Genomic DNA, 25,984 nt, shown 5'->3' with positions numbered 1-25,984 from the left:
ACTACGCCGGTGGGAGGTGCGCGAGCAAGCGCAGGTACTCGAAGCGCAACTCGGCGTCGCTCTCGCCCTCGTCGGCGCGCTCGGCGAACGCGAGCAGGTCGCGGGCGAATTGCGGGTCGGTGATCGCCGCGGCGGGCCCGAACGTCTCGCGGTAGAAGTCGGCGAACCCCTGCGGCCCGCCCGCCACGCGCTCGACGTAGTCGCGGCGCACGAGGTCGAGCTCGCAGCCGCCGAACAGCTGGCGCACATACGGCTCGCTCCCCCACAGCGTGGGTGAAGGGCCGGCGGGGACGTACGGCGCGAAGATGGTGAAGAAGTCCGCAGCAAGACCTTCCGGGGTGAAGTTGATCATGCCGATCGTGCCGCGGGGGCGGGTGACGCGCCGCAGCTCGCGCGCGACGGCCTGATGGTCGGGGGCGAAGATCGCACCGGCCGCGGAGGTGACGACGTCGAAGGCGTCGTCGTCGAACGGGAGGGCTTGCGCGTCCGCCTCGACCCACTCGATGTCGAGGCCGCGAGCCTCGGCTTCGCGGCGCCCGATGGCGAGTTGCTCGGGCGTGATGTCGGTCGCGGTGACGAGCGCGCCCGTCTCCGCGGCGCGGAGCGCGACGTTGCCGGTGCCGGCGGCGACGTCGAGCACCTTCATGCCGCGTTCGATGCCGGTGTCCGCGACCAGCTCGGGCCCGAAGTGCCAGATCAGCTCGGTGGCGAAGCGGTGGTAGTCCCCTTGGGCCCAGACGGTGCTCATGCCGCTCGACGCTACGCCTGCCGCCGCGCCTTCCGCATCGCCCGATCTGGCTATATCAGCCCGTGGCGCGCGGCGAGCGCGGCCGCCGCGGCGCGCGACGGCGCGTCGAGCTTGCGCAGGATGTTCGTCACGTGCCGGTGGACGGTGTGCTCGCTGACGACGAGGCGCTCCGCCAGCTCCCGGTTCGTCAGCCCTTGCGCGAGCAGCGTCAGGACCTCCCGCTCGCGCGGCGTGAGCTCGGGGAGCGGCGGCGCCGCCTCGGCGGCACCGAGGGCGCGCAGCGCGTCTCGGCCGGCGGCCCGTTCGCGGACGGCCGCATCGCCGCGCCCGCCGGCGTCGAGCACGTCCGCGAGATCGAGCCGCGCCTCAGCCGCCTCGTAGGGCGCGCGGGCGGCCTCGAAGCCGTCCACCGCGTCCTCGAGCAGCGCGGGATCGGAGCGCAGCACGCCCTCCGCCCGGTCGGCCACCGCCCGCAGCGCCCCCGTCCCACCCGCCTCCGCCAGCCCACGCAAATCCCTCAAGTAACCCTCGACCTTCCTAAATGGGGTCAGACCCCCTTTAGGTTTCGCGCGGATCAGGAGGTCGAGCAGTTCGACGCGGGCGAGGCGGCGTTCCGGCGGGGTGTGGCGGAGCAGGCGTTCGGCGAGCTCGGAGGCGGTGCGCGCGTCGCCGCGGTCGAGCGCGATGCGGGCGTGGCAGAGGTGGGTGCTCGCGCCCGCCCGCTCGAGCAGGGCGAGCGCCTCGGCGGTGCGGCCCTGGCGACGGCGCAGCTCGGCGAGGCCGGCGAGCGGGCCGGGCGCCCACGCGGGGCGCGAATGCGCGAAGTCCTCGACGGCGGCTTCGAGCAGGGTCTCCGCTTGAAGCCATTGCCCGCGCCAGCGGTGCACGGCGCCGTACTCCGCCCGGCAGAAGGCGAGCATCCAGCGGCTGCCGTAGCGGTCAGCGAAGGCGGCGATGCGATCGCTCCAGGCGAACGCGCGCTCGAAGTCGTAGACGGCGAGGCAGGAGGAGACGAGAAAGCAGCACGTCCAGGCTTGTGAGATCGGGATCTCGGCGCGGCCTTCCAGCGCGGTCACCGTCGCCTCGTCCAGACGCCGCATGCCTTCCTGCACCCGCGCGCCCGCGACGAGCGAGGAGCCCTCCAGCGCGAGGCCGAGCATCTCGAGGTCGGCGACGCCGAAGCGGCGCCCGAGGTTCGCCGCCTCGAGTGCCAGCGCGCGTGCCCGCGCATCTTCTCCCGCCCGGCTGAGCACGTAGCCCTCGTGGAACGCGAGCCACCCGTGCGCGGGGCCGGGCGCGAGCGGTTCGAGCAGCCGCCGCGCCCGCTCGAGCCACCCACCCGCCACCGCCGCCGCGCCGTGGAAGTCGTTGTGGTCGGAACCGATCCACGTCGCCATCCGCGCGGCCGCGGCCGGATCACCGCGCTCCCGATAGAGCCGGTAGGCGCGCTCGCGAGCGGAGAACACCGTCTCCGCGTCGTCGAGCCACCACGCCGCCCAGCTCAGCCCCTCGAAGGCCTCGGCAGAGTCCGCGGCCGCAAACGACTCCCGCGCGAGCTCCCACTTCCCCTCGCGCAGTCGCTCCCAGCCGGTGTCCACGATCTCGGCTAGAGCCAGTGCGCGCGCTTGAAGCCGCGCCAGAGCACCACGCCGGAGAGCACCATGACGAGGATCACCGCCGGGTAGGAGAAGCGCCAGTGCAGCTCCGGCATGTGGTCGAAGTTCATGCCGTAGAAGGAGGCGACGAAGGTCGGGACGGTGATGATCGCCGCCCACGCGGAGATCCGGCGCACGACCTCGTTCTGCTCCGCCGAGACCACCGCCATGTTGGCCTGCAGGATGGTGCTCAAGAGATCCCGTTGGGCGATGATCTCCTCGTTGACGAGCTTGAGGTGGTCGTCGACGTCACGGAAGTACTGGCGCAGGCCGTCGGAGATCGCGAGCACGCCGCCCTGGGTGATCGCGGCGGCCGGGCCGAGCAGCGGGTGGACGGCGCGGAAGAAGTCGGTGACCTCGCGGCGGAGCAGGTAGATCCGGTGGGTGGGCGCGTGCGCGCCCGAGAAGACCGTGTGCTCGACCTCCTCGATGTCAGATTCGAGCCCCTCGACCACCGGCGCGTAGTCGTCGACGATCTTGTCGAGGATCGCCCAGAGCACTGCAGCGGGGCCCTCTTCCAGGAGCTTCGGGTGCTGCTCGAGCTTCAGGCGCGCCTCGTGCAGATCCGCGGCGATTCCTTGGCGCACGGTGATGATGAAACCGGGACCGATGAAGATCGATACCTCGCCGAACTCGACCTCCTCGAGCTCTTCGACGTAGCGGGCGGTGCGCAACACGACGAACGTGACGCCGCCTTCGTAGGCCTCGACCTTGGGGCGCAGGTGGAAGCTCTGCGCGTCCTCGACCGCGAGCTCATGAAGGCCGAAGATGTCCTGGACGCGCGTCAGTTCCTCCGCGGACGGCTCGACCATGCCGAGCCACACGAATCCGGGGTCCTGCTTGCAGATCAAGGCGGCGGCCTCGGGGGCCATCTTGCCCTCGTGCTGGCGGCGCCCGTCGCGGTAGTGCGCGCAGTCGACGATCATCGAAGCGCGAAGTGTTCCAGCGCCTCATGAGCACTGCCGGCCACGAACGCGACCGTTGACAACTCCGCAACATCGAGCGCCCGGCGGAACGGCGCGCCGGCCGGAGCGACGACCGCGAGCCGGACGCAGCGGTTGGCCAGACCGAAGAGCACGCGCAGGCCGGCGCTGGCCAGGAACGCGAGCTCGGACAGGTCGACGATCAGCGGGCCGGGGGCGAGCGCGAGCAGCTCGGCTTCGATCGCATCCGCGTTGAAGCCGTCCACCTCGCCGCTCAGCCGCGCGATCGGAATCCGCCCGCCACGATCGACCTCGACCGCCGCCGGACCGATCTCCGGCACCCGCGCCGGCGCGGCCCCGCCCGGGCGATAGCGCGCGCTCACCGTCGTGCCGTCGGCGCCCTCGTCGACGTCGACCGCGTGCATCAGCGCCCGCACGATGCTCAACCCCCGCCCCCGGAACCCGGGATCGGCGGGCGGCGGACGCCAGCGCCCGTGATCGCGGACCAGGAGCGTCATGACACCGCCAGGCTCGCGCGCCAGGGCGACCTCGACCGAGGCGTCGGTGACCCCGCGCGGATACGCGTGCTCGACCGAGTTCGCGCACAGCTCGCCCCCGGCGAGCACCACCAGCTCGGCGTCGCCCGGCTCCACACCCGCGCCCGCGAGCCACGTGCGCATCGCCTGGCGCACGACCGACAGCTGGTCCGCGCGGGCGGCGAACCAGAGGTGCAGCGGAGTGACCCTCAGCGGCAGCGCCCGCGCGGCGAGCAGCGCGACATCGTCGCGGCGTTGCTCACCGCCCGCGAACAGCGCACCCACCAGCGCCGAGCACAGCTGCTCCGGATCCAGCCGTGCCGCCGCCGACGCCGCGTCGCGCAGCCGCTCGAGCCCGACGTCCAGCGGTTCATGCCGGCGCTCGATCGCCCCGTCCGAGTACAGGACGAGCGTCGCGCCCTCGGGCACCGCGGCCGTGGTGTCCGCGTAGACGTGCCCGAGCGCGCGATCGAGCGGAACCCCGCGCGCGCCCTCCAGGAACCACGCCTCGCCATCCGCGCTGACCAGCAGCGGCGGCGGATGCCCCGCGCAGGCGTAGCGCACCTCGTGCGCGCCGGGGTCCAGGATCGCGTAGGCCACCGTCGCTCCGCGCGCACCCGCCACGCCGTCCGCGTAGCGCGCCAGCAGCTGCAGCACCCGCGCCGGCGGGCGCCCCTCGAGCGCGTAGGCGCGCAGCGCGCTGCGCAGCTGTCCCATCGCCGCGGCGGCGTGCGGCCCGTGCCCGACGATGTCACCGACCGCGATCCCGACCCGCCCGCCCGGCAGCTCGACCGCGTCGTAGAAGTCCCCGCCCGCCGCGATGCCATCGGCCGCCGGGAGGTAGCGCACGGCCAGCTCGAGCCCGTCCGTCTTTGGCAGCGATTCCGGGAGCAGCGCGTGCTGCAGCGTCGCGGCGAGGTCGTGCTCGACCTGATAGCGCCGCGCGCGCCCGAGCGCCTGCCCGCACAGCCGCGTAAGCGCCAGGAGGTAGTCGCGGTCGTCGGGCGTGAAGCGGTGCGGAGTGTCGAAGACCAGCCCGATCGCCCCCAGCGCGCGACCGTCGTCGGCGAGCGGCAGCAGCGCGGCCGACTGAGCTTGCGGGCGGACCTCGGCGAAGCGCGGATAGCCGCCGAAGATCGCTGCCGCGCTCTCCAGCCAGACCGGCGTGCTCGTGCGCGCCGCTTCGGCGAGCGGCAACTCGGCGTCGATCGGCAGCGACGCGAAGCGCTCCCGGGTCTCCGGCTCGTGCCCGGCGGCGTGGGCCAGCTCGAGCGAGCGGCCGTCCTCGGCCAGCAAAGCGACCCACGCGCTGCTCGCTCCCAGCGCTTCCGCCCCCTGCGCCGCGGCCGTCGCCGCGACCTCCTGCGGCGTCAGCGCCCTCGCCAGAGCCGCGGTCATCGTCTGCAACCGGTGGAGGCGATCGTTGACCAGTTGCTGACGGCGATAGAGCCGCGCGCGTTCGAGCGCGAACCCGGTCTGGAGCCCGAGGGCCTCGAGCAGCTCGATGTCCGCGCCGGTGAACGCGTACGGCCGGCTGACGCCCACGGCGCCCAGCACCTCGTCGCCGGAGAGCAGCGGCACGCCGCACACCGCCTCGCCCTCCATCAGCGACGGGAGCCCGGGGAACTCCAGCAGCGTCGCGGCCGCGATCGTGCGCCGCTCGCGGGCCGCGGTGGCCGACGGGGTCTTCGCCGACAGCGGGAGTGACCGGCGCCCGTCGAGGTAGCGGACCGCGTCGCCCCAGTGGCCGATCACCCGCAGGACCGTCGCCTCCAACGCGAAGACCACGCCGCCGGTCCCGTCCAGCGCGCGGGCGCCGTGCTCGGCGATCGCTTGGCCGACCTGCTCCGGCGTGGCCGCCCCGGACAGCGCCGACGTGACGTTCTGCAGCGCTTCCAGCGCCCGCAGTTGCGTTGCGGAATCAGACGGAACAGCCAACCAATGCGGAACTCTACCCCCGCTCGGAAGTTGGAGCGCCCCATGCCGTCCCGAAGCCGCGGACGGCATGGAGCGCCGCCAGACTCAGCGCTTGAGCAGCGGCGAGACGACCGTCTGCGCCCGCAGCGGCGCGGGCACGCCGACCGGGTCGACCGTCCACTCCGGGTGGCCGGGCATGACCGGTGTCTTCGTGCCGTACAGCCAGTCGTTGAGGAACCCGCGCAGGTCCTTGTGGCCGATCAGCGAGGCGAGCAGGATGAACTCCTGCGTCGTCGCCGAGCGTCCGGCGAAGAGCGTCGGCCAGGCCTTCTCGAGCGTTGCGAACGCCCGCACACCGATCACCTGCCGCAGCGCGAAGAGCACGACCGCGCCGCTGTCGTAGATGTTCGGGCTGAACATGTTCGCGATGTCGTCCGCGCCGTGGATCGGCTGCGCCACCGGCCCGTAGAGCGCCCGCAGCTGATCGCCGGCGGCGTAGGCGGCATGGATCCGGTCCACGAAGTTGATGCCGAAGAAGTCGTTGCCGTAGTTCCACTCGTACCAGGTGGCGTGGCCCTCGTTGAGCCACACGTCGCTCCAGCGGGCGGGCGCGACGCTGTCGCCGTACCACATGTGCGCGAGCTCGTGGACCATGATCGGCTCGTAGAAGGAGGCCGGGAACGGCGGCAGGAACAGGAAGTCCGGGTACAGCGAGATCGTCTGCGTCTCCAGCGCGAACGGGAACGTCGCGTCGGAGGCGAAGGTGCCGTAGGAGCGGAACGGGTAGCGCCCGGCGCGAGCGGTCATCCAGTCGAGGTGGTCGAGCTCGCGCGAGAACGCGGGCTCCAGGGCGGCCAGCTCCGGGGTCGGCGCGAGGTCGCGGACGAAGATCCCGTGGTGGAAGCCGCGCACCTTGACCGTGTGGTTGCCGAACGCGAGCTGGATCAGCTCGCTCGCCATCGGCTCGCGCTCTTCGAAGACCCAGCTCGTGCGGCCGTTGCGGGTGGACTTGCCCGCCAGCTCGCCGTTGGCGGTGAAGTTCGACGTCGCGGGCGTCGTCGCGCGGATCGTGTAGGTCGCCTTGTCGGACGGGTGGTCGTTGGACGGGAAGATCCGGTGTGCGCGGCTCGGCTGCGCGGCCGTGATCGAGCCCGACGGAGTGGCGAACCACGCGGTGCCCAACACGGTGTTGAGGTCCGCGTTCGGCGGGATCTCACGCGGCCCGGAGGTGTAGGCGACCTGGACGGTGAAGTCGCGATGGTCGGCGAGCGAGGAGCGCGGCGTGACGACCAGTTCCTCGCCCTGGCGCGCGAAGTTCGCGGGCCGGCCGTTGACGCTCACCGCCTGGACCGAGTCGCCGTCGAAGTCGAGATCGAACCGCGAGAGCGCCTGCGTCGCCCGCGCCTCGATCGTCGCCTGCGCTGTGACGGATTGCACAGAGGCAGCGGTGGCGTAGTTGAAGTCGAGCGTGTAATGCTCGACGTCGTACCCGCCGTTTCCGAGACCAGGGAAGAGGCGGTCGCCGACACTCGGAGCACCGGGCGTGGCGGTATCCGGATGCGCCGCGGCCGACTCCGCGGCGCCCCAACTCGCGAGTGCCGTGACCGCGACGGCCAGCACCCGTGAACGGGATGATATGTGCAACATAAAGCTGAAGCTACGCCTGGGAGTAGGTCATGGCCACCACGAATGTCACTGAACGGGAGGCACGGCAGGTCGCCGAGGCCGCGCGCGAGCAGGAATGGAAGCTGCCGAGCTTCGGCAAGGAGCTGTTCCTCGGTAACTACCGCCTCGACCTGATCCATCCGCAGCCGCGCCTCGACGCCGAGGCCACCGAGAAGGGCGAGCGTTTCCTCGCCACGTTGCGCGCGTTCCTCGAGAGCGAGGTCGACCCGCTGCGCATCGAGCGCGAGTCCAAGATCCCCGACGAGGTCGTCGAGGGACTCAAGCGCATCGGCGCGATGGGCATGAAGGTCGCGCCGGAGTACGACGGCCTGGGGCTCTCGCAGGTCTACTACAACCGCGCCTTGTCGATGATCGGCACGTGGCACGCCGCGCTCGGCGCGCTCGTCTCCGCGCACCAGTCGATCGGCGTGGCCGAGCCGCTGCGCATGTTCGGCACCGACGAGCAGAAGCGCGCGTGGCTCCCTCGCGTCGCGCGCACGGACATCTCCGCGTTCCTGCTCACCGAGCCCGACGTCGGCTCCGACCCCGCGCGGGTGGCGACGAGCGCCGAGCCGGTCGACGGCGGCTACGTGCTCAACGGGACCAAGCTGTGGGCGACCAACGGCGTGATCGCCGACCTCGTCGTCGTGATGGCGCGGGTGCCGAAGTCCGAAGGCCACCGCGGCGGCATCAGCGCGTTCGTGCTGGAGTGCTCGACCGAGGGCGTCGCGGTCCTGCATCGCAACGCGTTCATGGGCCTGAAGGGGATCGAGAACTCGGTCACCAGGCTCGAGAACGTCTTCGTCCCGGCGGGCAACCTGATCGGCAAGGAGGGCTGGGGCCTGAAGATCGCCCTGTCCACCTTGAACACCGGCCGCCTGGCGCTCCCGGCGATCTGCGTCGGGCAGGCCAAGTGGGCGACGAAGATCGTGCGCGAGTGGTCCAGCGAGCGCGTCCAGTGGGGCCGCCCGGTGGGCAAGCACGACGCCGTCGCGCAGAAGAACGCGTTCATCGCCGCTTCCGCGTTCGGGCTGGAGGCGATGCTCGACGTCGCCTCGCGCCTGGCCGACGAGAAGCGCAACGACGTCCGCATCGAGGCGGCGATCGCCAAGCTCTACGGCTCCGAGCTGGGCTGGAAGGTCATCGACGAGCTCGTCCAGGTCCGTGGCGGGCGTGGGTATGAGACGGCGGAGTCGTTGAAGGCGCGCGGCGAGAAGCCGATCCCGGTCGAGCAGGCGCTGCGCGACATGCGCATCAACCGCATCTTCGAGGGCTCGACCGAGATCATGCACCTGCTGATCGCGCGCGAGGCCGTCGATCAGCACCTGCAGGTCGCGGGCGACATCCTCGAGGCCGACACGCCGCTGGGCGAGAAGGCCAAGAGCGCCGTCGCGGCGGGCGCGTTCTACGGCAAGTGGCTGCCGAAGCTGGTCGTGGGCGAGGGCACGAAGCCGAAGGGCTACGACGAGTTCGGCTCACTGGCGACGCACCTGCGCTACGCGGAGCGCGCGTCGCGCCGGCTTGCGCGCTCGACGTTCTACGCGATGGGCCGCTGGCAGGCCAAGCTCGAGCAGCGTCAGTCGTTCCTCGGCCGCATCGTCGACATCGGCGCCGAGCTGTTCGCGATCTCCGCCGCCGTCGTCTACGCCGAGACGATCGCGCAGGAGACGCCGGAGCGCGGCGACTCCGCCCGCGAGCTGGCCGACCTGTTCTGCGCGCAGGCGCGCCACCGCGCCGACGCGCTGTTCCACGACCTGTGGAACAACACCGACGACGCTGGCTACAAGACCGCCATGGGCCTGCTGGACGGGCGCTACACCTGGCTCGAAGAGGGCGTCAGCGACCCAGGAGATCGCTGAGGATCAGCGCCAGACCCTTCGTCCCCAGCACCAGATCCTCGACCGCGATGCGCTCGTCGCTGATGTGCGACAGCGCGGTGGTGCCGGGGCCGTAGACGAGCGAGTTGGTGATGCCGGCGTTGCGGACGACGAAGCGCTGGTCGTCGCTGCCGGCTGAGATCAGGATGCGCGGCGTGAGGCCGAGCGCTTTGACGGCTCGACAGGCGGCCTGGACGACCGGCTCGTCTTCGCCGACGAGCACCGGCTGCGTCGAGTACGTCTCGCGGTAGTCGTAGGGCAGGCCGAGGGCTTGGAGTGGCGCGAGGAGCTCGCGTCTCGCCTCGTCGAGGTTCTCGCCCGGCACGAGACGGCGGTTGAACGTCACCGTGCAGCGGTCAGGGACGATGTTGGTCGCGGCGCCGCCGTGGATCGTGTCGAAGGAGAGCGTGGCGTTGGGCTCCGGCGGAGTGACGCCATAGCTCGTGGAGCGCTGCTCGAGCAGCGGGCGGACGTGTGTGTCGATCGCCGTCAGGTAGCGCGCCATCGCCTCGACCGCGTTGATGCCGAGGCGCGGGCTGGACCCGTGCGCCTGCTTGCCGTGCAGCGTGATCTCGCCCCAGATCGCGCCCTTGTGGCCGATGCCGACGCCGTCGGGGCCGAAGGGCTCGGTGATGATCACGGCGTCCGCGTTTGCGAGCAGGCCCTGCTCCACCAGCCAGCCCATGCCCGCGTTGCGCACGCCGACGGTCTCCTCGTCGGGCACCGCGCTCTGCACGATCGTGCCGGCGAAACCCGCGCGGCGGACCGCCTCCGCGGCGATGATCTGCGCCGCGAGCCCGGACTTCATGTCGGCGGCGCCGCGCCCGTAGATCCAGCCGTCGATCAGCTCGCCGCCGAAGGGATCGGTGGTCCAGTCGTTGCCGACCGGCACGACGTCGTAGTGGCCATTGAGGTGGACGATCGGGCCGTCGCCGCGGTTGAGGGTCGCGAGCAGGTTCGGCCGCGGGAGGCCTTGCCCGAACGGCGCCAGCACCGGCAGGTCGGCTTCAGGGACCGTGTGGACCTCGGTCGTGTAGCCGAGCGCGTCCAGCCGGCCGCGCAGCTCGGTGACGAAGTCCTCGTAGCGCTCGCCGGGAGGGTTGATCGTGGGGATCTGGATCAGCGCCTGCAGGAGCTCGATCAGGTCGTCTTTGAGCTCGTCGACGGCGTTGAGGATCGTCTCGTTGCGGGTCATGCTCGCTTCTCCACCGCCGCGGCGATCAGGTCGACGCACGTCTCCAGCGGCACCCGCGTCGAGTCGACGACCAGGTGGTAGAGCGTCGGCTCGCGCGGATCGACGCAGTAGAGCGTCTGGTGATAGGCGAGCCGCGCCCGGTCGGTGCGTTCGAGGCGGCGCGCCGCGGTCGCCCGATCGATGCCCTCGATCGCCATGCCCTGCGCGATCCGGCGCTCAGGCGGACCGGTCAAGAGCACGCGCAGGACGTTCGGGTCCTCACGCAGCAGGAACGCCGCCGCGCGGCCGAGGACCACGCCTCCTCCGGTCGTTTGGAGCGCCTGGAGCTCCGCCTCGATCTCGCGCCGGCGCGCATCGCCCGGCACCAGGTCCTCCAGCTCCATCCCCGGCGGCGTCCCCCACGCCATCCCGATCGAGCCGAGCTTGGACAGCAACCCGCCCCGCCCTGGCTCGGTGTCCGCGGGCCGGTCCAGGAACGGCACGTCCAGCCGCTTCGCCAGTGCGGGCGCGACGCGGCTGCCGCCTGCGCCGTAGGGCGAGGAGATCGCGACTAACGCCATCGGTCCACCAATACCGCGCCGGAGGCCAGCGTGAACATGACGATCGCCATCGGTAGCGCGCTGGCGGTGCCGCCGATGCCGACCAACGGCGCCGCCAGCCCGCCGATCAGAAACTGCGTGACCCCGAGCAGCGCGGACGCGGTCCCGGCGACCTTGCCGTGCTCGGCGAGTGCGAGGGCGGTGGCGTTGGGCATGACGAACGAGAGGCTGGACATGACGACGAACGTGCAGAAGATCACCGGCCAGACGCTTCCGCCGCCGACGGCGACGATCACCAGCAGCAGCGCGGCCGCCGCCGTGATCACCGCCAGCGCGCGGCGCAGCAGGAAGCCGGGACCGTACCGGCCCACGAGCCGCGCGTTGATCTGACTGCCGGCGACCAGGCCGAGGCCGTTGGCGCCGAACGCGAGGCTGAAGGCCTGCGGGGAGAGTCCGTAGACGTCCTGCAGCACGAACGGCGAGCCGGAGATGTAGGCGAACAGGGCGCCGAACGCGAGGCCGGCGGTCAGCGCGTAGCGCAGGAAGGAGCGCTGCGCGAACAGCGCCTGCATGGTTCTTATGGTTGCCGCGAGGCCGCCGCGGTCGCGCTTGGCCGCCGCGAGCGTTTCGGGCAGGGCGAGCGCCGCCAGCGTGACGATCGCGAGCGCGAGCGCGGCCTGCACGACGAAGATCCCCTGCCAGGCGGTGAGCTTGAGCACCTGCGCGCCGATCACGGGCGCGAGGATCGGCGCGAGGCCGGTGACCAGCATCAGCGACGAGAACAGCTTTGCAGCGGCGGCGCCGTGGTAGAGGTCGCGGACGACCGCGCGGCCGATCACGATCCCCGCCCCGCCGGCCAGCCCTTGCAGGAAGCGCAGCCCGGTGAGTGCGATCACGTTCGGCGCAAGCGCGCACAGCAACGAGACGCCCGCGTAGGTGATCAGCCCGGCGAACAGCGGCCGCCGCCGTCCGAGCCGATCGCTCAGCGGCCCTGCCACCAACTGCCCGCACGCCAGCCCCGCCACGCACGCGGTCAGCGTGAGCTGCACCGCGGCCGCGCTCGCGTGCAGCGAGCGCGTGATCTCGGGCAGCCCGGGCAGGTACATGTCGATCGACAGCGGCCCGATCGCCACCATCGAGCCGAGGATCACGATCAGCGCAGGTCTAGAGGGCAATACAGACGTTCTTGACCTGCGAGTAGGCGAGCAGCGCCTCGATGCCCTTCCCGCGCCCGATCCCGGAGCGTTTCATCCCGCCGAACGGCAGCTCGACGCCGCCGCCCACGCCGTAGGTGTTGACGAAGATCTGGCCGGCGCGGATGCCCGCGGCGACGCGGTGGGCGCGGCTCAGATCGCTCGTCCACACGCCCGCCACGAGGCCGTAGGGCGTGGCGTTGGCGAGCGCGATCGCGTCGCCGTCGCTGTCGAAGGCGCTCGCGGTCAGGACCGGGCCGAAGACCTCCTCGCCGAAGATCTCCATGTCCGGTGTGACGTTGGTGACCAGCGCGGGGGTGAGGAAGAGGCCGTTCCGGTGCTCGCCGCCGATGACGTGCGCGCCGGCCGCGCGTGCGTCTTCGAGCATCCGCATCGCCCGCTCGAGCTGGCGCTGGGAGATCAGCGGGCCGAGTTGGTGGTCCTCGATCCCGGGGCCGATGGTGACCTTCTCCAGCGCCTTGGTGAGGAGCCGCGTGACGTCGTATAACGCGTGGCGTTCGACCAGCAGCCGCGTGCCCGCCGAGCAGCTCTGACCCGCATTCTGGATCAGCGCGTTGACGATCGCCGGGATGGCCTTGTCGAGGTTCGCGTCGGCGAAGACGACGTTGGGCGACTTGCCGCCGAGCTCGAGCTCGATCGGCGCCAGGCGGCGGGCGCAGACCTCGGCGACGCGGGCGCCGGTCGCGGCGGAGCCGACGAACGTGACGTGGTCGACGCCGGGGTGTTGCGCCAGCGCGGCGCCGGTCGTTCCGTCGCCGGTGGCGACCTGGATCATCCCGCGCGGCACGCCCGCGTCCTCCGCGAACTCGGCGAAGCGCAGCGGCGTCACCGAGGCCAGCTCGGACGGCTTGACGATCACCGCGTTGCCCGCCGCGAGCGCGGGCGCGGCGCAGCGGGAGGTGATCTGGAGCGGGTAGTTCCAGGGGACGATCTGCGCGCACACGCCCCACGGCTCGCGCACCGTGTAGTCGACGATGTCCGGGCCGAGTGGGATCTGGCGCCCTTCGAGGCGCTCGATCGAGCCGGCGTAGTAGTCGAGGTAGCGGACGGTGGCATTGACGTCGGCGGTGGACTGGGTGAGCGGCTTGCCGGTGTCGCGGGTCTCGAGCTCGGCCAGCACGCGCTCCTCGGCCTCGATCCGGCGGGCGAGGTTCGTCAGTGCCTTGGCGCGGGTGAGCGGGTGGCGCCACTCGTGCTCGACGTGCAGCGCGCGGTGCGCGTCCTCGACCATGTCTGCGACCTGCTCGCGGCTCGTGTCCGGCAGTTCGGCGAACTGATGCCCGGTGGCCGGGTCGGTCGCGACGAAGCTCACAGGTCGCGGCCGCCGTCGACGTTGAAGACCGCGCCGGTGATCGCCCTGGCGTCGTCGGAGGCGAGATAGGCCGCGGCGCCCGCGATGTCCTCCGGCTCGATCAGGCGCTTGAGCGGCAGCGCTTGCGCGGGGTCGGTCGCGAAGCCGAAGCCTTCGAGCATCGGCGTGTTGGCGGGACCCGGGTTGATGACGTTGACGCGGACGTCTGGGGCGAGCTCGGTCGCGAGGGCTTTCGCCAGCCCGACGACGCCGGCCTTGGAGGCGACGTACGCGGAGAGCCCGGGTCTCGGCCGGTTGGCGATGATCGAGGCGGTGACGAGCAGCAGGCCGCCCGGTTTCAGCTTCGGCGCGACCACCTGCGCGGCGACGAAGAGGGCGGTCAGGTTGACGTCGAGCGTCCGGTCCCACTCCTCGCGGGTGAGCTCGGCGAGTGGCTTCACCCGGGCGGGGACGCCCGCGTTGTTGAAGTAGACGTCGATGCGGTCGTGGGTGGCGACGAGCGCCTCGACGTCCTCGCGGCGGGTGACGTCGGCCTGGGCGGCGGTGGCGTTCGGCAGGTCCTTGCAGGTCTCGCGCGCGTTTTCGAGGTCGATGTCAGCCGCGATCACCGTCGCTCCCTCGTGGGCGAACCGGCGCGCGGTGGCGCGGCCGATCCCCGATCCGGCACCCGTGATGACCGCAACCTTTCCCGCAAGCATTGGCCGGTAGCGTGGCACGGATGCGCACCGCCAGGGTCATCCACTGCGTCGACGCCCACGCCGAGGGCGAGCCGAGCCGCATCATCGTCGGCGGCGTCCTCGACGTCCCGGGGGTGACGATGCTCGAAAAGGCGCGCTGGCTGGAGCGCGAGGGCGACTGGCTGCGGCGGCTGTGCCTGTTCGAGCCGCGCGGGTCGGCGCCGCTGTCGGCCGACCTCGTGCTCCCGTCCGCGCATCCCGAGGCCGACGCCGGCTTCATCATCATGGAGTCCTCGTCCTACGAGGGGATGTCGGGGACGAACACGATCAACACCGCGGCCGTACTGCTCGAGACCGGCATGGTCGAAATGGTCGAGCCGGTGACGTCTCTGGTGTTGGAGGCGCCGGCGGGGCTGGTGCGGGTGTCGGCGGAATGCGCTGACGGCGTCGTCGGGCCGATCACGTTCGAGAACGTCCCGTCGTTCTGCACCGTGCTGGACGCCGTCGTCGAGGTGCCGGAGGTGGGCACGTTGCGGGTGGACGTGGCGTACGGCGGCGCGTGGTGCGCGTTCGTGGACGCGACGGCGCTGGGCTTCTCGATCGTGCCAGACGAGGCGCGCTCGCTGGGCGAGCTGGGCGAGCGCATCCGCCCGCACGCGGCAGAGCAGCTCGCGGCCGCGCTCACCCACCCGCTCGAGGACGCGCTCTCGTACCTCTCCTTCATCGTCTTCGTCGCCCCGCCGCGGGTGGGCGGAGACGCCCGCCACGCCACGATCGTCTCCCCCGGCCGCCTCGACCGCGCCCCGACCGGCACCGCCACCTCCGCCCGCATCGCCGTCCTCGACAAGCGCGGGACGATGGGCGAGACCTACGTCGCGGAGAGCGTCATCGACACCCGCTTCACGGGCCGCATCACCGGCCGCACACAGGTCGGCGGTGTGGACGCCGTCATCCCGGCGATCACCGGCCGCGCCTGGATCACCGGCTTCCACCAACTCGTCGTCGACCCCACCGACCCCCTCGCCGCCGGCTTCAAGCTCCCGGACACCTGGGGCTCGGGAGCCCGCGAGGGAACCTTAAACCCCACCTAAGGGGTCTGGCCCCTTATCTCGCGCTTAGGTTTCGAACGCCGCGGGGTAGAGCCGTTTCGACCTAAAGGCAACCTAAGGGGTCTGGCCCCTTAGGTTAGGTTTAGGTTCGCGGGCGGAGGGTTGCTTCGGCCGGTTTGGCGCCCGGCGTGCTCGCGCGGACGGTCAAGTGCTTCGCCGAACGGAGAACGCGGGCGCGGAGGCGGATCGACACGGTCGTCGTGCCGGCGCCGAGGCGGGCGGTCGTCACGCCGGCGAAGCGCTTCTTGCCCGCGACGCGCACCGAGACCCGCACGGTTGCGGGGGCGCTGAGCGTGACCCGCGCCCGCAGGCCGTGCTTGCGGAGCGTCGCCCGGAGGGGGTGCGCGCGGGTGCGCACCGCGAGCGTGAGCACGGCGGCGGGCGGTGCGGCGCCGACCGGCGCCGCAGGCGTCGCCGGGGTCCAGTACGGCTCCCACGCGCCCGGCAGCGTCACGACCTGGTCGCGGATCGCCCCGCAGTCGCTCAACGCCCCGAGGTTCGCGACGTGGATCCCGTCGCTCTGCGCCCATGCGAGGCGGGTGCCATCGGGTGAGAATGTCGGGCTGGCGGAGCTGTAGGTGTCGGCGGCCTCGAGCGCGAGTTCGCAGCGGAACACGGGCGTGGCGCCGGGCGCATCGGCCGTGTAGAGCCGTAGGACGACGCGGGAGGGAACGCCGTCCTGGTCGGCGGCGTCGTCCTCCATCACCGCGATCCGCGTCCCGGAGCGCGACGCGGCGGCGTCGAACCCGGTCGCCCACCTCGCCGCGGAATCGCTGAACCAGGGGTCCGCCGAGCCGTCCTCACCGCCGATGCCGTAAAGCGAGAACGTCGCCCCGGGATCGTCGGATGCGACGTCGCGGCTCAGCAGCAGCGCGTCGCTGCCGATCCAGGACGGGGTGACGAGGCCGGCCTGCCCATCCTGCTGCCCCGGGAAGTCGAGGCCGGTCGCCGCGGACGGCGTCCACAGCGTCGTGGGGTCGCCGTCGATCACCTCGTCGTAGGCGATCCGCGCGCCGTCGGGTGAGATCCGCGCGTGGGTGGGTGTCTCCGCGGGGACATCCTGCGTCGCGGTCGTCGCCGCCGTCGGGATCGGCGGTCCGGCCACGACACCGTCCAGCGACATGCGCCACAGTTGTCCGACCTCGTCGGAGGCGACGATGGTGCCGTCGTCGGCGGCCGACGGCCACTCGTACCGCCGTTCTCCGCCGGTCAGCGCCGTCTGGCCGCTGCCGTCCGGCGCCATCCGCCAGATGTCGGTCCCGCGCCGGTAGACGATCGTGTCAGCGCTCGCGGACGAGGCGACGACCAGCAACACGAAGAGGGCGGCGACGAGGACCCGCATCGCCGCCGACGCTACCCGAAGGAGATGAGCCGATCGCATTAGGGCGACCTAATAAATCCTGATAGCGTTGGTCGGAAATGGACGGCTTCACACGCCTGGCGAGCGGCGGATGCCCGCCGATCGCCGACCTGATGCTCGCCCTCGCGGCCGAATTCCACGACGTCGACACCGACGCCGCGGACAGCCGATTGGACGAGCTCGCACTTCCCCTCTTCGGCCTCGCCGGCGGCGATCTCCGTCTCGCCGCCGCGCGACTGGCCAACGTCCTGGACACCGACCCGGGCTTCGACGCGGACCGCTCGAGCGTCGCCGGCCTGTGGTTCGACGCGGCGCTGGAGGCCCGCACCGGCCACCCGCTGGTGCTCGCCGCGCTGATGGCCGAGGTCGGCCGCCGCGCCGGCCTACCGGTCCACGTCCTCTCCGCCCCCACGGGCTGGTACGCGGGCCTCGCCGACGGCGAGCGCCTGTGGCTGGTCGACGCAACGATGGACGGCTCGACCGCCGACCCGTGGAGCCTGCGCCGCCACTGCACCCACGAACTCGCCTTCGCGGCGCTCCTCGGCCTCTCCGAGCGCTTCAACCGCGCGGGAAACCGCCGCGGCTCCGCCAAAGCGGCGCTGCTCCGGAGCCGCCTGCCCCTAAAGACCACCTAAGGGGTCAGACCCCTTAGGTTGCCTTTAGGTCGATTTCGCTCTGCAGCGGGCACGCGGAACCTAAACGTGAGCTAAGGGGCCAGACCCCTTAGGTGGGCGTTAAGTTCGAGGGAGCCCGGTGGGAGGTGCTCGCGGGCCATCCGGGTCGCGAGGGACTGGACGGCGGCGTTGACCGGGGTCGGGACGCCGTGGAGGCGGCCGAGCAACACGATCTCGCCGTTGAGGAAGTCGGTCTCGATCGTGCCGGTGCCGCGTTCGAGGCTCTGCCAGGACGAGGAGTTCGCGTGGCCCTCGCCGTGCACCGGGCGCGGCGTGGACATGCGCGAGCCGAGCGGCCCCAGCTGTGGCTCGTACTCCAGGCCGGCGGCGTCGAAGCAGGCGCGCGCTTCGGCCATCGCCCGCTCGTGCAGCGCCTCGGCCTCCTCGCCGTCGCCGATGACGACCTGGATGCCGTTGATCAGGTTCCCGAGCAGCTTGGCGCGCTTGAGCCGCATGACATCGGCGGAGGCGATGCCATCGGAGCCCGCCTCGGTGAACGCCGCGGCGAGCGCGCGCGCCGTCTCGTCCTCGCCCACCGGAACGCGCCCCACCGCGAGCACGCCGTTGACCGGCGCGCAGTAGACCTGCACCACGCCCGGGTCGACGTGCCGCGCCGGCAGCCAGACGAAGACGCCGTAGACGCGCTCGAAGCGCCGCAGCGCCTCGACCTCGTTCGCCACCCCGTTCTGCGCGCACACGATCGTCACGTCACGCCCGGCCAGCGACTCGAGCGCCGCGACGGTGTGCTGGCTCTTGACCGCGAGGATGACCACGTCGCCGTCGCGCACCCCATCCGCCGACGCGACCGTCGGCACCCGCAGCACCTCGTCCCCATCCGGCGTCTGCAACGTCAGCCCCGACGACCGCAGCACCGGCAATGCGGCGCCGCGGGCGATGAGCGTGACGTCGTGCCCGGCGCGAAACAGGCCGCCGCCCACGGCGCCGCCGATCGCACCCGCCCCCAACACCACGAACCTCACGACAGCGTGATCTCCCGCGCCTCGCGCGCTGACCGATACGCCGCGTCGACGACGCGGGCGAGCGCCGCCGCGGCGCGCCCGTCGTGCGCCGACCAGTCCCCGGAACGGATCTTCGCGACGAAGTCCGCGACCACCTCGGGATGCGCTCCGCCGATGTCAGCCCGGAACGACTCCACGGTGGCGTGCCCGTCGACGTCACCGAACAGCTTCAACGAACCCACCGGCACGTAGTCGTCGACATACCACTCGGCGCCGGCCTCGGTGCCATACAGCGTGGCGCCGAACTGGTCGCCGTCGGCGCGATGCATCGCCCACGACGCCTCCAGCAGCAGCGTGCCGCCGTCCTCCAAGCGCATGAAAACGGTCGCGAGGTCCTCGACGTCGAACTTCGCCGCCCCGTCGGCGCCTGACTTCGAAGATTCCCGCGACCCGCCGAACCCGTTGGACCCGAGCAGGTCGTACGTGGACGCGGACACCGACTTCACCGCCGGGTTGCCGAGCAGGAACAGCGCGAAATCGAGCACGTGCACGCCGATGTCCACCAGCGGGCCACCACCCGCCAGCGACGACTGCGTGAACCAGGAGCCCAGCGTGGGAATGCCGGTGCGCCGCAGCCACCAGGCCTTCGTGTAGTACGGGCGCCCGAGCCGGCCTTCCTCGATCAACGCGCGCAGCTTCTGGACGTCGCCGCGCCGGCGGTGATTGAACGCGACGTCGAGCACGCGGCCGGCCGACCGCGCCGCCGCCACCATCGCGTCCGCCTGCTCGCCGTCCAACGCGATCGGCTTCTCCGAGAGGACATGGATCCCGCGCTCCAAGGCCGCGGTCGCGATCGGCGCGTGCAGGAAGGTCGGCACCGCGACGCTGATCGCCTCGAGCCCGTCGACCTCCAGAAGGTCCTCCCAGCGCGCGACGCTGTGCTCGACGCCGAACTCCGCGGCGAGCTCCGAACGCGTCTCCTCCTCCAAGCCCGCGATACCCACGAGCGACACGCCGTCCATCGCCGCATACGCCTTGATGTGCTGCTGGCCGGCCCAGCCGACCCCCACCACGCCGACCTTCATTCCCACCATCCGACCGGCGACTCCGGCGAGCCCGCCGGCGCCTGCCGCAGCCGCGGCAGCGCCCACTGGACGCCGTTGGCCAGCACCCGCTTGACGTCCGGATGGTGGTAGACCGGATACTCCTGATCGCCCGGGCTGAAGTAGAAGATCCGCCCCGCCCCGCGCACCCACGTGCAGCCGCCGCGGAAGACCTCGCCGCCCGCGAAGGAGGAGATGAAGATCAGCTCGTCCGGGCGCGGGATCGCGAACGGCTCGCCGTACATCTCCTGCGCGTCGATGACGATCGGGTTCGGTACGCCCGCGGTGATCGGGTGCGCCGGGTCGACGGTCCAGACCAGCTCGCGCCCGCCGTCGTTGCGCCAGCGCAGATCGCACGGCGTGCCCAGCAGCGATTTGAAGATCTTCGAGTAATGCGCCGAATGCAGGACGAGCAGCCCCATGCCGCCCAGCACGGCCTGGTGGACGCGCGCCACCACCTCGTCGGAAACCCGGTCATGCGCGGTGTGACCCCACCACGTCAACACGTCGGTGTTGTCCAGGACGTCTTGAGGCAGACCATGCTCGTGCTGCTCGAGCGTCGCGGTTCGAACCTGCACCTCGTCACCGAGCAGCTCGGTGAGCCCCGCCGCGATCGCCGCGTGCATGCCATCGGGGTAAATCGCCCGCACAGCGGGCTCTTCACGCTCGTGGACGTTCTCGCCCCACACGGTCACCCGTACTGTTCGTTCGCTCACATCTGAACCACTAGCAGGCGGTCAACCACACCGCGTTCCGTGTGCAGTCCCCCTCGTCCGTTCCGGTCAGAGTTGGCACCTTGAGGGCATGTATTCGGCACACCACGTCGCGTGGGCCCACATGGAGGGTGAGAAGAAGTTCGGACGAGCGGCCCGTTCGCGGCGCCGCGCCTCGATCACGCGCACGCTGTTCCGGCGCTGCGCGGAGCGCGCCCAGCTGCTCGTCCACGACGAGCCGACCTCGGCGCGTGCGGGCGGCGGACGAGTCCGCGAGATCCCGCTCGACGCGATCACGGCGACGCTCGAGCCGGGCCGCGCGCGGGAGTTCGACTCCGAGTTCCGCCCGCTCCCGCGCATGCGCAAGCGCTGGCTGCGCGTGTGGGTGGCCGAGCACACCGGGCCCGGCCTCGGCCCGATCGAGGTCGTCCAGGTGGGTGAGACGTTCGCGGTCCGCGACGGTCACCACCGCGTGTCGGTCGCCCGCGCCCGCGGCGCCCGCACCATCGACGCGATCGTGGCGTAGCCGCAGTCCGGAACGTGCGCGATACTCCTCCTTAGCCAGGAGGAAACCGTGCACGTTCCGGATTTCAACGTGAACGACGACAAGGCGTGGTCGGTCCCGATCCGCGCCGGCCTCGCCGCCAAAGCGCACCGCACCACCGGCCACGCGGCCGAGATGGCGTTCTTCGCCGTCCTGACGCTCGTCCCCTCGACGGTCGCGGTGGGCTCGGTGCTCGGGATGAGCGAGGGCGTGATCGGCTCGGGGACGGTCGCCAAGGCCGAGGACGCCTCGGTCGAGGCCGTCAGCACGCTGATGGGGCCGGAGCTGGCGGACAAGGTGATCGCGCCGTTCGTGCACGCGCAACTCGCGCAGCCGCGTGGCGGCGTCGCGGCGATCGGCCTGCTCGTCGCCTGGTGGCTCTCCAGCCACCTCTTCATGTCGACCTCGCACGCGCTCGACCACGCCTACCACGTGGAGCACGGCCGCACGACCGTCGTCCAGCGCTTCATCGCGCTGGCGTTCGCGCTGATCTCGGTGGGCATCGTCGCCGCGAGCGTCGAGCTGATGGTCACCGGGCCGCTCGGCGATCCCGACGGCGGGCTGGCGCGGCGGATCGGGCTGAGCGACGAGTACGCGCTCGCCTGGTCGCTGCTGCGCTGGCCGCTGCTGCTGGCGATGGTCGTCGCGTTCCTGGCCTTCCTTTACCGCTTCAGCCCGAACGTCAAGCACTGCTGCCGCGAGTGCCTGCCGGGCGCGCTCGTGGGCGCGGCGCTGTGGATCGTCGCCGCCGCCGCGTTCCGGCTGACGGCGGGGATGCGCGACTCACTCGGCGTGGCGAGCGGAGACGCCAACGTGGAGCTGATCGGCCAGGCGGTCAACGCCGTCGTCGCGACCGTGATCTGGGCCTATCTAGCGAGCATCGCGATCCTGCTCGGCGGCGAGTTCAATGTCGCATGGCGCAAGCGCGCTGCCCGCCAGCAGGACGCGCGCGACCTGCTCGGGGTCGTCCCAGGTGGGCATGTGGCCGCACCCGCGGAGGCGAAATTCACGCGCGACGGCGGGAACGGTGCTCGGCCGGGCGACGAGCCGATCGTGCTCGGGCCACGCGAGCGTGAGCGGGACGTCGATCTCGGCTAGGCCGGTGAAGCGCCCCGCCCGCATGCCGGCGTTGGCGGCGTCGAAGCCGGGCGCGTCGGCGTAGGCGCGCACGAGCGCCAGCGCGGCCGCGTAGGGAATCCGCTCGGGATGGGCGATCGTGCCGCCGAGCGCGATCCGGCGCCCGCGGCCGCTCTTGAGCAGCGCCGGCAGCGCGGGGCGCAGCGCGCGGGCGAGCCGCCGCGCGGCGGAGCGCTTGGGCGAGAGTGGCTGCGCCCACAGCCCCGCCGGCGCGATCGCCGTCACCGACCGGGCGCGGCCGGCCAACGCCAGTTCGAGCGCCACCCACCCACCGAGCGAGTTGCCGGCCACGTGCGGGCGGTCGAGGCCGAGGGCGACGAGGTGGGAGTGAATCGCGGCCGCGAGGTCGGCCGGCGAGACGGCGCCGCCGGCGGCGAGCGCGGCGAGGCGCGCGTGGTCGACGCCGGCGAGATCGGCCGGCGAGGCTGGGCGCTCGGACGCGGCCAGGCCGCGGCGTGCCAACTCGGCGATCGTCGGCGACGCGCCGAAGCCGGGCATGTCCAGTGCGATCACGTCGCGTTCGGCGGCGAGGCGATCGATCACCGGGTCCCACATGTGCCGGTCGGTGCCGAGGGCGTGCAGGAGCACGAGCGGCTCGCCCACGCCCACGCGGCGTTGCGCGATCAAACGCGCTCCGCCACGAGGACGGCGGCGCTCAACGCGGCCGACCCGCCCGCGACAGCCGCGGTCTTCCCCACCGCTCCGTCCGGGATGCCGTCTCGCCCCGCGAACGTCGCGGCGATGTCGCCGAGGTCACCCGCGATGCTCATCAGCAACCATGGAAGCAGGGGCGCGCCGCGTGCCGCGGCGCCGAGGGCGAAGCCGTGCAGCGCGATCTCGCGCCCGCCGACGGCGCGCAGCGCGACCTTGGCCGGGTCGCCGACGGGCCCGAGCCAGGACTTCGCCATCCGCTCCGGCGCGGCGATCAGCGCGACGCCGTAGGCCACGCGGAGCCCGAAGACCGCGACAGCGGCGCGGTTCACAGGCTCGCCACCATCGACGGCGCCGTCAGCGCCTCGGCGGTGTCCAGGCGCCCGCGCCAGCGCGGCTTGGCGAGCACGATCTGGACGCTGCCGATCCGGCGCTCGGTGAAGCCCGCCTCGCAGAAGCTCAGATACAGGCGCCAGAGCCGCTGGAAGCGGTCGTCATAGCCCATGTCCGCGAGCCGCGCGGTGTGCGCCTCGACGTTCGCCCGCCAGCGCCGCAGCGTCTCCGCGTAGTGCGGCGTGATGTCCTCGAGGTCGACCATCCGCAGGTCGCTCTTGCGCGCGACGCTGCGCGCGATCACCTCGACCGACGGCAGGCAGCCGTTCGGGAAGATCAGCGAGTTCATGAACGAGCGCTGCGCCTTCTCGACCTCGTAGAGCCGGTCGTCGATCGTGATCGCCTGCAGTCCCATCACGCCGTCGGGCCGCAACAACCCAGCACAGCGGTCGAAGAACGTCCCGAAGTCCTTCCAGCCGACGGCCTCGATCATCTCGATCGAGACGAGCTTGTCGTAGGTGCCTTCCAGCTCGCGATAGTCGTCGAGCAGGACCGTGACGCGGTCCTCCATGCCGGCCTCGCGCACCCGCTCCAGCGCCAGGTCGCGCTGCTCGCGCGACAAGGTCGTCGTGGTCACGCGGCAGCCGCGGGTCTGCGCCGCGTGCAGCGCGAACCCGCCCCACCCGGTCCCGATCTCGAGCACGTGGTCGGACGGTTGCAGGTCGAGCTTCTCGCAGATCCGTTCCAGCTTCGCCCGCGACGCGTCGGCGAGCGTCATGTCACGGCGCTCGAAGATCGCGCTCGAGTACATCATCGTCTCGTCGAGCATCAGCTCGAAGAGGTCGTTGCCGAGGTCGTAGTGGGCGGCGATGTCCTCGCGCGAGCGCACCGGCGTGTTGCGCCGCAGGAAGGTCTTCGCGCGCTGGTAGGGCTCGCGGACCGGCGTGATCCGGCGGCGGAACGCATCGATGCCGTCGAGGTTGCGCGCGGCGACCTCGATCACCGCGGTCACGTCCGGCGAGTCCCACCAGCCGTCGACGTAGGACTCGGCGAGCCCCTTCCCGCCCCGCCGCAGCGCGATGAACGCGCGCGGGTCGCGGATGACGACGGTGGCCTGCGGCGACCCGGAGCCGAAGACGCGCCGGATGCCGTTCTCGACGAGCGTGAGTTGTCCGGACTCGATGCGCTCCAGCAGAGCGCAGACGAGGCCGCGGGCGACGTGGTGGATCAAGAGGCCTCCGGTCGAGGATGAGGGAAGTAGGGCGCGCCCTTGAGCTTCAGGGCGATCGCATGCGCGTAGATCAGGAGCAGCGTGCGGACGGACGCGCCGAGGAGCCGGGATCGGCGGTACGGACGGCGCCGCAGGTTGAGCGTGGCGTCGAAGGCGAGCTCGCCCGCCCGGTGGCTGGCGATGTGGACCGAGAGCGTCTCGCCGGGCGCCGTGGCACGGACCTCGTACTCGTGGTCCATGCCCATGAACGGCGAGACGTGGAAGGCCTTCTCCGGCGATCCCTTGCCCTGTGGCAGCACGTAGGCGTGCCGTTCTCCCCAGGGTGTGTTGGTGACCTCCGCCACGAGGTGCGTCAACTCGCCGCCGTCGTCGAAGCAGTAGTAGAAGGACACGGGGTTGAAGCCGACGCCGAGTGAGCGCGGCATCGTGAGCAGCTTCACGGACGCGATCGGCTCCGGGACCCCGAAGCGCACCGGTAGAGCGTCCAGGTCGAGGTAGGCGAACGCGATCCGGTGGCGGAACTCGTGCGAGCGGACGGCGAAGCGCCGGTGGCGGATCGTCCCCGCGTACATGGTCGCCGTCACAGGCGCGCCCCGAAGCGCTCGGCGACCTTGACCGCGCTCGCGACGCCGTCCTCGTGAAAGCCCCAGTGCCAGTACGCGCCGGCGAAGTGGGTGCGGTTGCGGCCGCTGATCTCGTGGTGGCGTTTCTGCGCCACGGCGCCTTCGGGCGTGAAGACCGGGTGCGCGTACTGAATCGTGCGCAGGACCTTCGCCGGATCGATCGCCTCCGCGCGGTTCAGCGTCACGCAGAACTCGCGGTCCGCGCTCAGTGCCTGCAGGCGGTTCATGTGGTAGGTGACCGTGGTCAGCCCGGTCGGCTCCGGGAGCAGGTGGTAGTTCCAGCTCGCCCACGCCCGCCGGCGTCGCGGCAACAACGCGCGGTCGGTGTGCAGGACCGCCTCGTTGGGCTGGTAGGGGATCGCGCCGAGGATCTCGTGCTCGCGGTCGGTCGCCTCGGCGCCGAGCATCCGCAACGCCTGGTCGGAGTGGGTCGCGAGCACGACCTCGTCGAAGCGCTCGGCCTGGCCGCCGCGCGGGGTGATCGACACGCCGTCCCCGTCGCGCTCGATCGCGGTGACCGGCGTGTCGAGGCGCATCCGGGCGGCGAACGGTCGCGTGATCGCGTCGACATAGGTCCGCGAGCCGCCGACGACCGTCTTCCACTGCGGCCGCTTCGCGAACCCCAGCATCCCGTGGTTGGCGAAGAACTCGACCAGGAAGCGCGCCGGGAACGTCCACATCTGGCGCGGGTCGGCGGACCACACCGCCGACGCCTGCGGCACGATCAGCCGCTCGACGAACGCCCGCGAGTACCCGCCGGCATCCAGCCAGTGGCCCAGCGACGGACCTTCGCCGCCCTGCGCGAGCAGCGTCTTCGCGTGCCCGTTGAAGCGCACGAGGTCCGCCATCATCCGGTGAAACCACGGCGTCACGAGGTGCGCGCGCTTGGCGAACAACCCGTTGGGCGACGAGCCGTTGTACTCGAAGTCGCCGCCGTCGGAGACCCCGAAGCTCATGTCCGACGGCTGCGACGCGACCCCGAGCCGGCTCAGCAGCCGCTCGAAGTTCGGGTAGTTGCGGTCGTTGAAGACGATGAACCCGGTGTCGACGTGATGCGTCGCGTCCTCGGTGTCGACGCGGACGGTGTTCGCGTGCCCGCCCGCCGTCGCACCCGCTTCGAACACGGTGATCTCGTGCCGCTGCTGGAGGAGGTGGGCGGTGGCGAGCCCGGAAATGCCGGCTCCGACGATCGCGATCTTCACACCTCCTTCTTCGTGCAACGACCCGTCTTCGGATCATTGCTGGCCGTGGTTGGCGCGCTCTGGTTCGCCTCGCCCGCCCACGCCCAG

Annotated in this window: 23 protein-coding genes and 1 pseudogene; 5 read left to right on the top strand and 19 right to left on the bottom strand. The window is 71.7% G+C overall.

Annotated features, from left to right (window positions below):
- Window position 1: 1 nt before the first annotated feature.
- From OM076_RS05480 to OM076_RS05460, 5 genes are all read right to left on the bottom strand, one after another.
- Window positions 2-748 (bottom strand): class I SAM-dependent methyltransferase, encoded by a 747-nt coding sequence (locus OM076_RS05480; protein WP_270038477.1) that lies wholly within the window; start codon window positions 746-748, stop codon window positions 2-4.
- A gap of 50 nt (window positions 749-798) precedes the next feature.
- The gene (locus tag OM076_RS45865; RefSeq protein WP_270038476.1) at window positions 799-2,346 is read right to left on the bottom strand and encodes a LuxR C-terminal-related transcriptional regulator; all 1,548 of its coding nucleotides are present in this window, start codon (window positions 2,344-2,346) and stop codon (window positions 799-801) included.
- Window positions 2,347-2,354: 8 nt separating this feature from the next.
- Window positions 2,355-3,329, bottom strand: coding sequence for a magnesium and cobalt transport protein CorA (locus OM076_RS05470; RefSeq protein WP_270038475.1), 975 nt, complete (start codon window positions 3,327-3,329; stop codon window positions 2,355-2,357).
- Complete coding sequence (locus OM076_RS05465; RefSeq protein ID WP_270038474.1) at window positions 3,326-5,800, bottom strand: SpoIIE family protein phosphatase; 2,475 nt, start codon at window positions 5,798-5,800, stop codon at window positions 3,326-3,328. The genes OM076_RS05470 and OM076_RS05465 overlap by 4 nt, the downstream gene beginning before the upstream one ends.
- Before the next feature lie 84 nt (window positions 5,801-5,884).
- Window positions 5,885-7,399: a M1 family metallopeptidase gene (locus OM076_RS05460; protein WP_270038473.1), complete on the bottom strand. Its 1,515-nt coding sequence runs from the start codon at window positions 7,397-7,399 to the stop codon at window positions 5,885-5,887.
- Between the two features lie 56 nt (window positions 7,400-7,455).
- On the opposite strand from OM076_RS05460, the gene OM076_RS05455 reads away from it, so the two are divergent.
- Entirely contained in the window at window positions 7,456-9,303 is a 1,848-nt protein-coding gene (locus OM076_RS05455; RefSeq protein WP_270038472.1) for an acyl-CoA dehydrogenase family protein, read from the top strand.
- On the opposite strand, the gene OM076_RS05450 is transcribed toward OM076_RS05455, so the two are convergent.
- Genes OM076_RS05450 through OM076_RS05430 form a run of 5 tightly spaced genes read right to left on the bottom strand, consistent with a single transcriptional unit; the run spans window position 9,281 to window position 14,279 of the window.
- Window positions 9,281-10,516, bottom strand: coding sequence for a M20 family metallopeptidase (locus OM076_RS05450; RefSeq protein ID WP_270038471.1), 1,236 nt, complete (start codon window positions 10,514-10,516; stop codon window positions 9,281-9,283). The genes OM076_RS05455 and OM076_RS05450 overlap by 23 nt on opposite strands.
- The gene (locus OM076_RS05445; protein WP_270038470.1) at window positions 10,513-11,076 is read right to left on the bottom strand and encodes a cytidylate kinase-like family protein; all 564 of its coding nucleotides are present in this window, start codon (window positions 11,074-11,076) and stop codon (window positions 10,513-10,515) included. The genes OM076_RS05450 and OM076_RS05445 overlap by 4 nt, the downstream gene beginning before the upstream one ends.
- A complete protein-coding gene (locus OM076_RS05440; RefSeq protein ID WP_270038469.1) occupies window positions 11,067-12,230 on the bottom strand; it encodes a multidrug effflux MFS transporter in 1,164 nt (387 codons plus the stop codon). The genes OM076_RS05445 and OM076_RS05440 overlap by 10 nt, the downstream gene beginning before the upstream one ends.
- Entirely contained in the window at window positions 12,220-13,581 is a 1,362-nt protein-coding gene (locus OM076_RS05435; RefSeq protein ID WP_270038468.1) for an aldehyde dehydrogenase family protein, read from the bottom strand. The genes OM076_RS05440 and OM076_RS05435 overlap by 11 nt, the downstream gene beginning before the upstream one ends.
- On the bottom strand, window positions 13,578-14,279 hold the full coding sequence (locus tag OM076_RS05430) for an SDR family NAD(P)-dependent oxidoreductase (RefSeq protein WP_270038467.1): 702 nt from the start codon (window positions 14,277-14,279) through the stop codon (window positions 13,578-13,580). The genes OM076_RS05435 and OM076_RS05430 overlap by 4 nt, the downstream gene beginning before the upstream one ends.
- A gap of 20 nt (window positions 14,280-14,299) precedes the next feature.
- Between OM076_RS05430 and OM076_RS05425 the strand changes: the two genes are divergently transcribed.
- Window positions 14,300-15,349, top strand: coding sequence for a proline racemase family protein (locus tag OM076_RS05425; protein ID WP_270038466.1), 1,050 nt, complete (start codon window positions 14,300-14,302; stop codon window positions 15,347-15,349).
- A gap of 100 nt (window positions 15,350-15,449) precedes the next feature.
- Here the strand turns inward: OM076_RS05425 and OM076_RS05420 are convergent, their stop codons facing one another.
- Window positions 15,450-16,709 (bottom strand): TolB family protein, encoded by a 1,260-nt coding sequence (locus tag OM076_RS05420; protein WP_270038465.1) that lies wholly within the window; start codon window positions 16,707-16,709, stop codon window positions 15,450-15,452.
- A gap of 77 nt (window positions 16,710-16,786) precedes the next feature.
- On the opposite strand from OM076_RS05420, the gene OM076_RS05415 reads away from it, so the two are divergent.
- Window positions 16,787-17,362 (top strand): transglutaminase family protein, encoded by a 576-nt coding sequence (locus OM076_RS05415; protein WP_270038464.1) that lies wholly within the window; start codon window positions 16,787-16,789, stop codon window positions 17,360-17,362.
- 71 nt (window positions 17,363-17,433) lie between these two features.
- Here OM076_RS05415 and OM076_RS05410 read toward each other — a convergent pair whose 3' ends face one another.
- Genes OM076_RS05410 through OM076_RS05400 form a run of 3 tightly spaced genes read right to left on the bottom strand, consistent with a single transcriptional unit; the run spans window position 17,434 to window position 20,179 of the window.
- Window positions 17,434-18,381, bottom strand: coding sequence for a ketopantoate reductase family protein (locus OM076_RS05410; protein WP_270038463.1), 948 nt, complete (start codon window positions 18,379-18,381; stop codon window positions 17,434-17,436).
- A complete protein-coding gene (locus tag OM076_RS05405; protein WP_270038462.1) occupies window positions 18,378-19,445 on the bottom strand; it encodes a Gfo/Idh/MocA family protein in 1,068 nt (355 codons plus the stop codon). The genes OM076_RS05410 and OM076_RS05405 overlap by 4 nt, the downstream gene beginning before the upstream one ends.
- Window positions 19,442-20,179 (bottom strand): ThuA domain-containing protein, encoded by a 738-nt coding sequence (locus tag OM076_RS05400; protein WP_270038461.1) that lies wholly within the window; start codon window positions 20,177-20,179, stop codon window positions 19,442-19,444. The genes OM076_RS05405 and OM076_RS05400 overlap by 4 nt, the downstream gene beginning before the upstream one ends.
- A gap of 88 nt (window positions 20,180-20,267) precedes the next feature.
- Here OM076_RS05400 and OM076_RS05395 point away from each other — a divergent pair, with 88 nt between their 5' ends.
- Window positions 20,268-20,702 (top strand): hypothetical protein, encoded by a 435-nt coding sequence (locus tag OM076_RS05395; RefSeq protein WP_270038460.1) that lies wholly within the window; start codon window positions 20,268-20,270, stop codon window positions 20,700-20,702.
- A gap of 153 nt (window positions 20,703-20,855) precedes the next feature.
- Window positions 20,856-21,605, top strand: a pseudogene (locus OM076_RS05390) (YihY/virulence factor BrkB family protein); the annotation flags it as partial.
- On the opposite strand, the gene OM076_RS05385 reads toward OM076_RS05390, so the two are convergent.
- Genes OM076_RS05385 through OM076_RS05365 form a run of 5 tightly spaced genes read right to left on the bottom strand, consistent with a single transcriptional unit; the run spans window position 21,591 to window position 25,897 of the window.
- The gene (locus OM076_RS05385; protein WP_270038459.1) at window positions 21,591-22,484 is read right to left on the bottom strand and encodes an alpha/beta fold hydrolase; all 894 of its coding nucleotides are present in this window, start codon (window positions 22,482-22,484) and stop codon (window positions 21,591-21,593) included. The pseudogene OM076_RS05390 and the gene OM076_RS05385 sit on opposite strands and share 15 nt — an antisense overlap.
- On the bottom strand, window positions 22,481-22,840 hold the full coding sequence (locus OM076_RS05380; protein ID WP_270038458.1) for a hypothetical protein: 360 nt from the start codon (window positions 22,838-22,840) through the stop codon (window positions 22,481-22,483). Before OM076_RS05380 ends, OM076_RS05385 begins: the two co-directional genes overlap by 4 nt.
- Entirely contained in the window at window positions 22,837-24,072 is a 1,236-nt protein-coding gene (locus OM076_RS05375; RefSeq protein WP_270038457.1) for an SAM-dependent methyltransferase, read from the bottom strand. The genes OM076_RS05380 and OM076_RS05375 overlap by 4 nt, the downstream gene beginning before the upstream one ends.
- Window positions 24,069-24,656 (bottom strand): DUF1365 domain-containing protein, encoded by a 588-nt coding sequence (locus tag OM076_RS05370; RefSeq protein ID WP_270038456.1) that lies wholly within the window; start codon window positions 24,654-24,656, stop codon window positions 24,069-24,071. The genes OM076_RS05375 and OM076_RS05370 overlap by 4 nt, the downstream gene beginning before the upstream one ends.
- Entirely contained in the window at window positions 24,653-25,897 is a 1,245-nt protein-coding gene (locus OM076_RS05365) for an NAD(P)/FAD-dependent oxidoreductase (protein WP_270038454.1), read from the bottom strand. The genes OM076_RS05370 and OM076_RS05365 overlap by 4 nt, the downstream gene beginning before the upstream one ends.
- Window positions 25,898-25,984 lie beyond the last annotated feature (87 nt).

This window comes from Solirubrobacter ginsenosidimutans (assembly GCF_027587205.1).
This window is presented reverse-complemented; position numbering and strand designations above follow the sequence as displayed.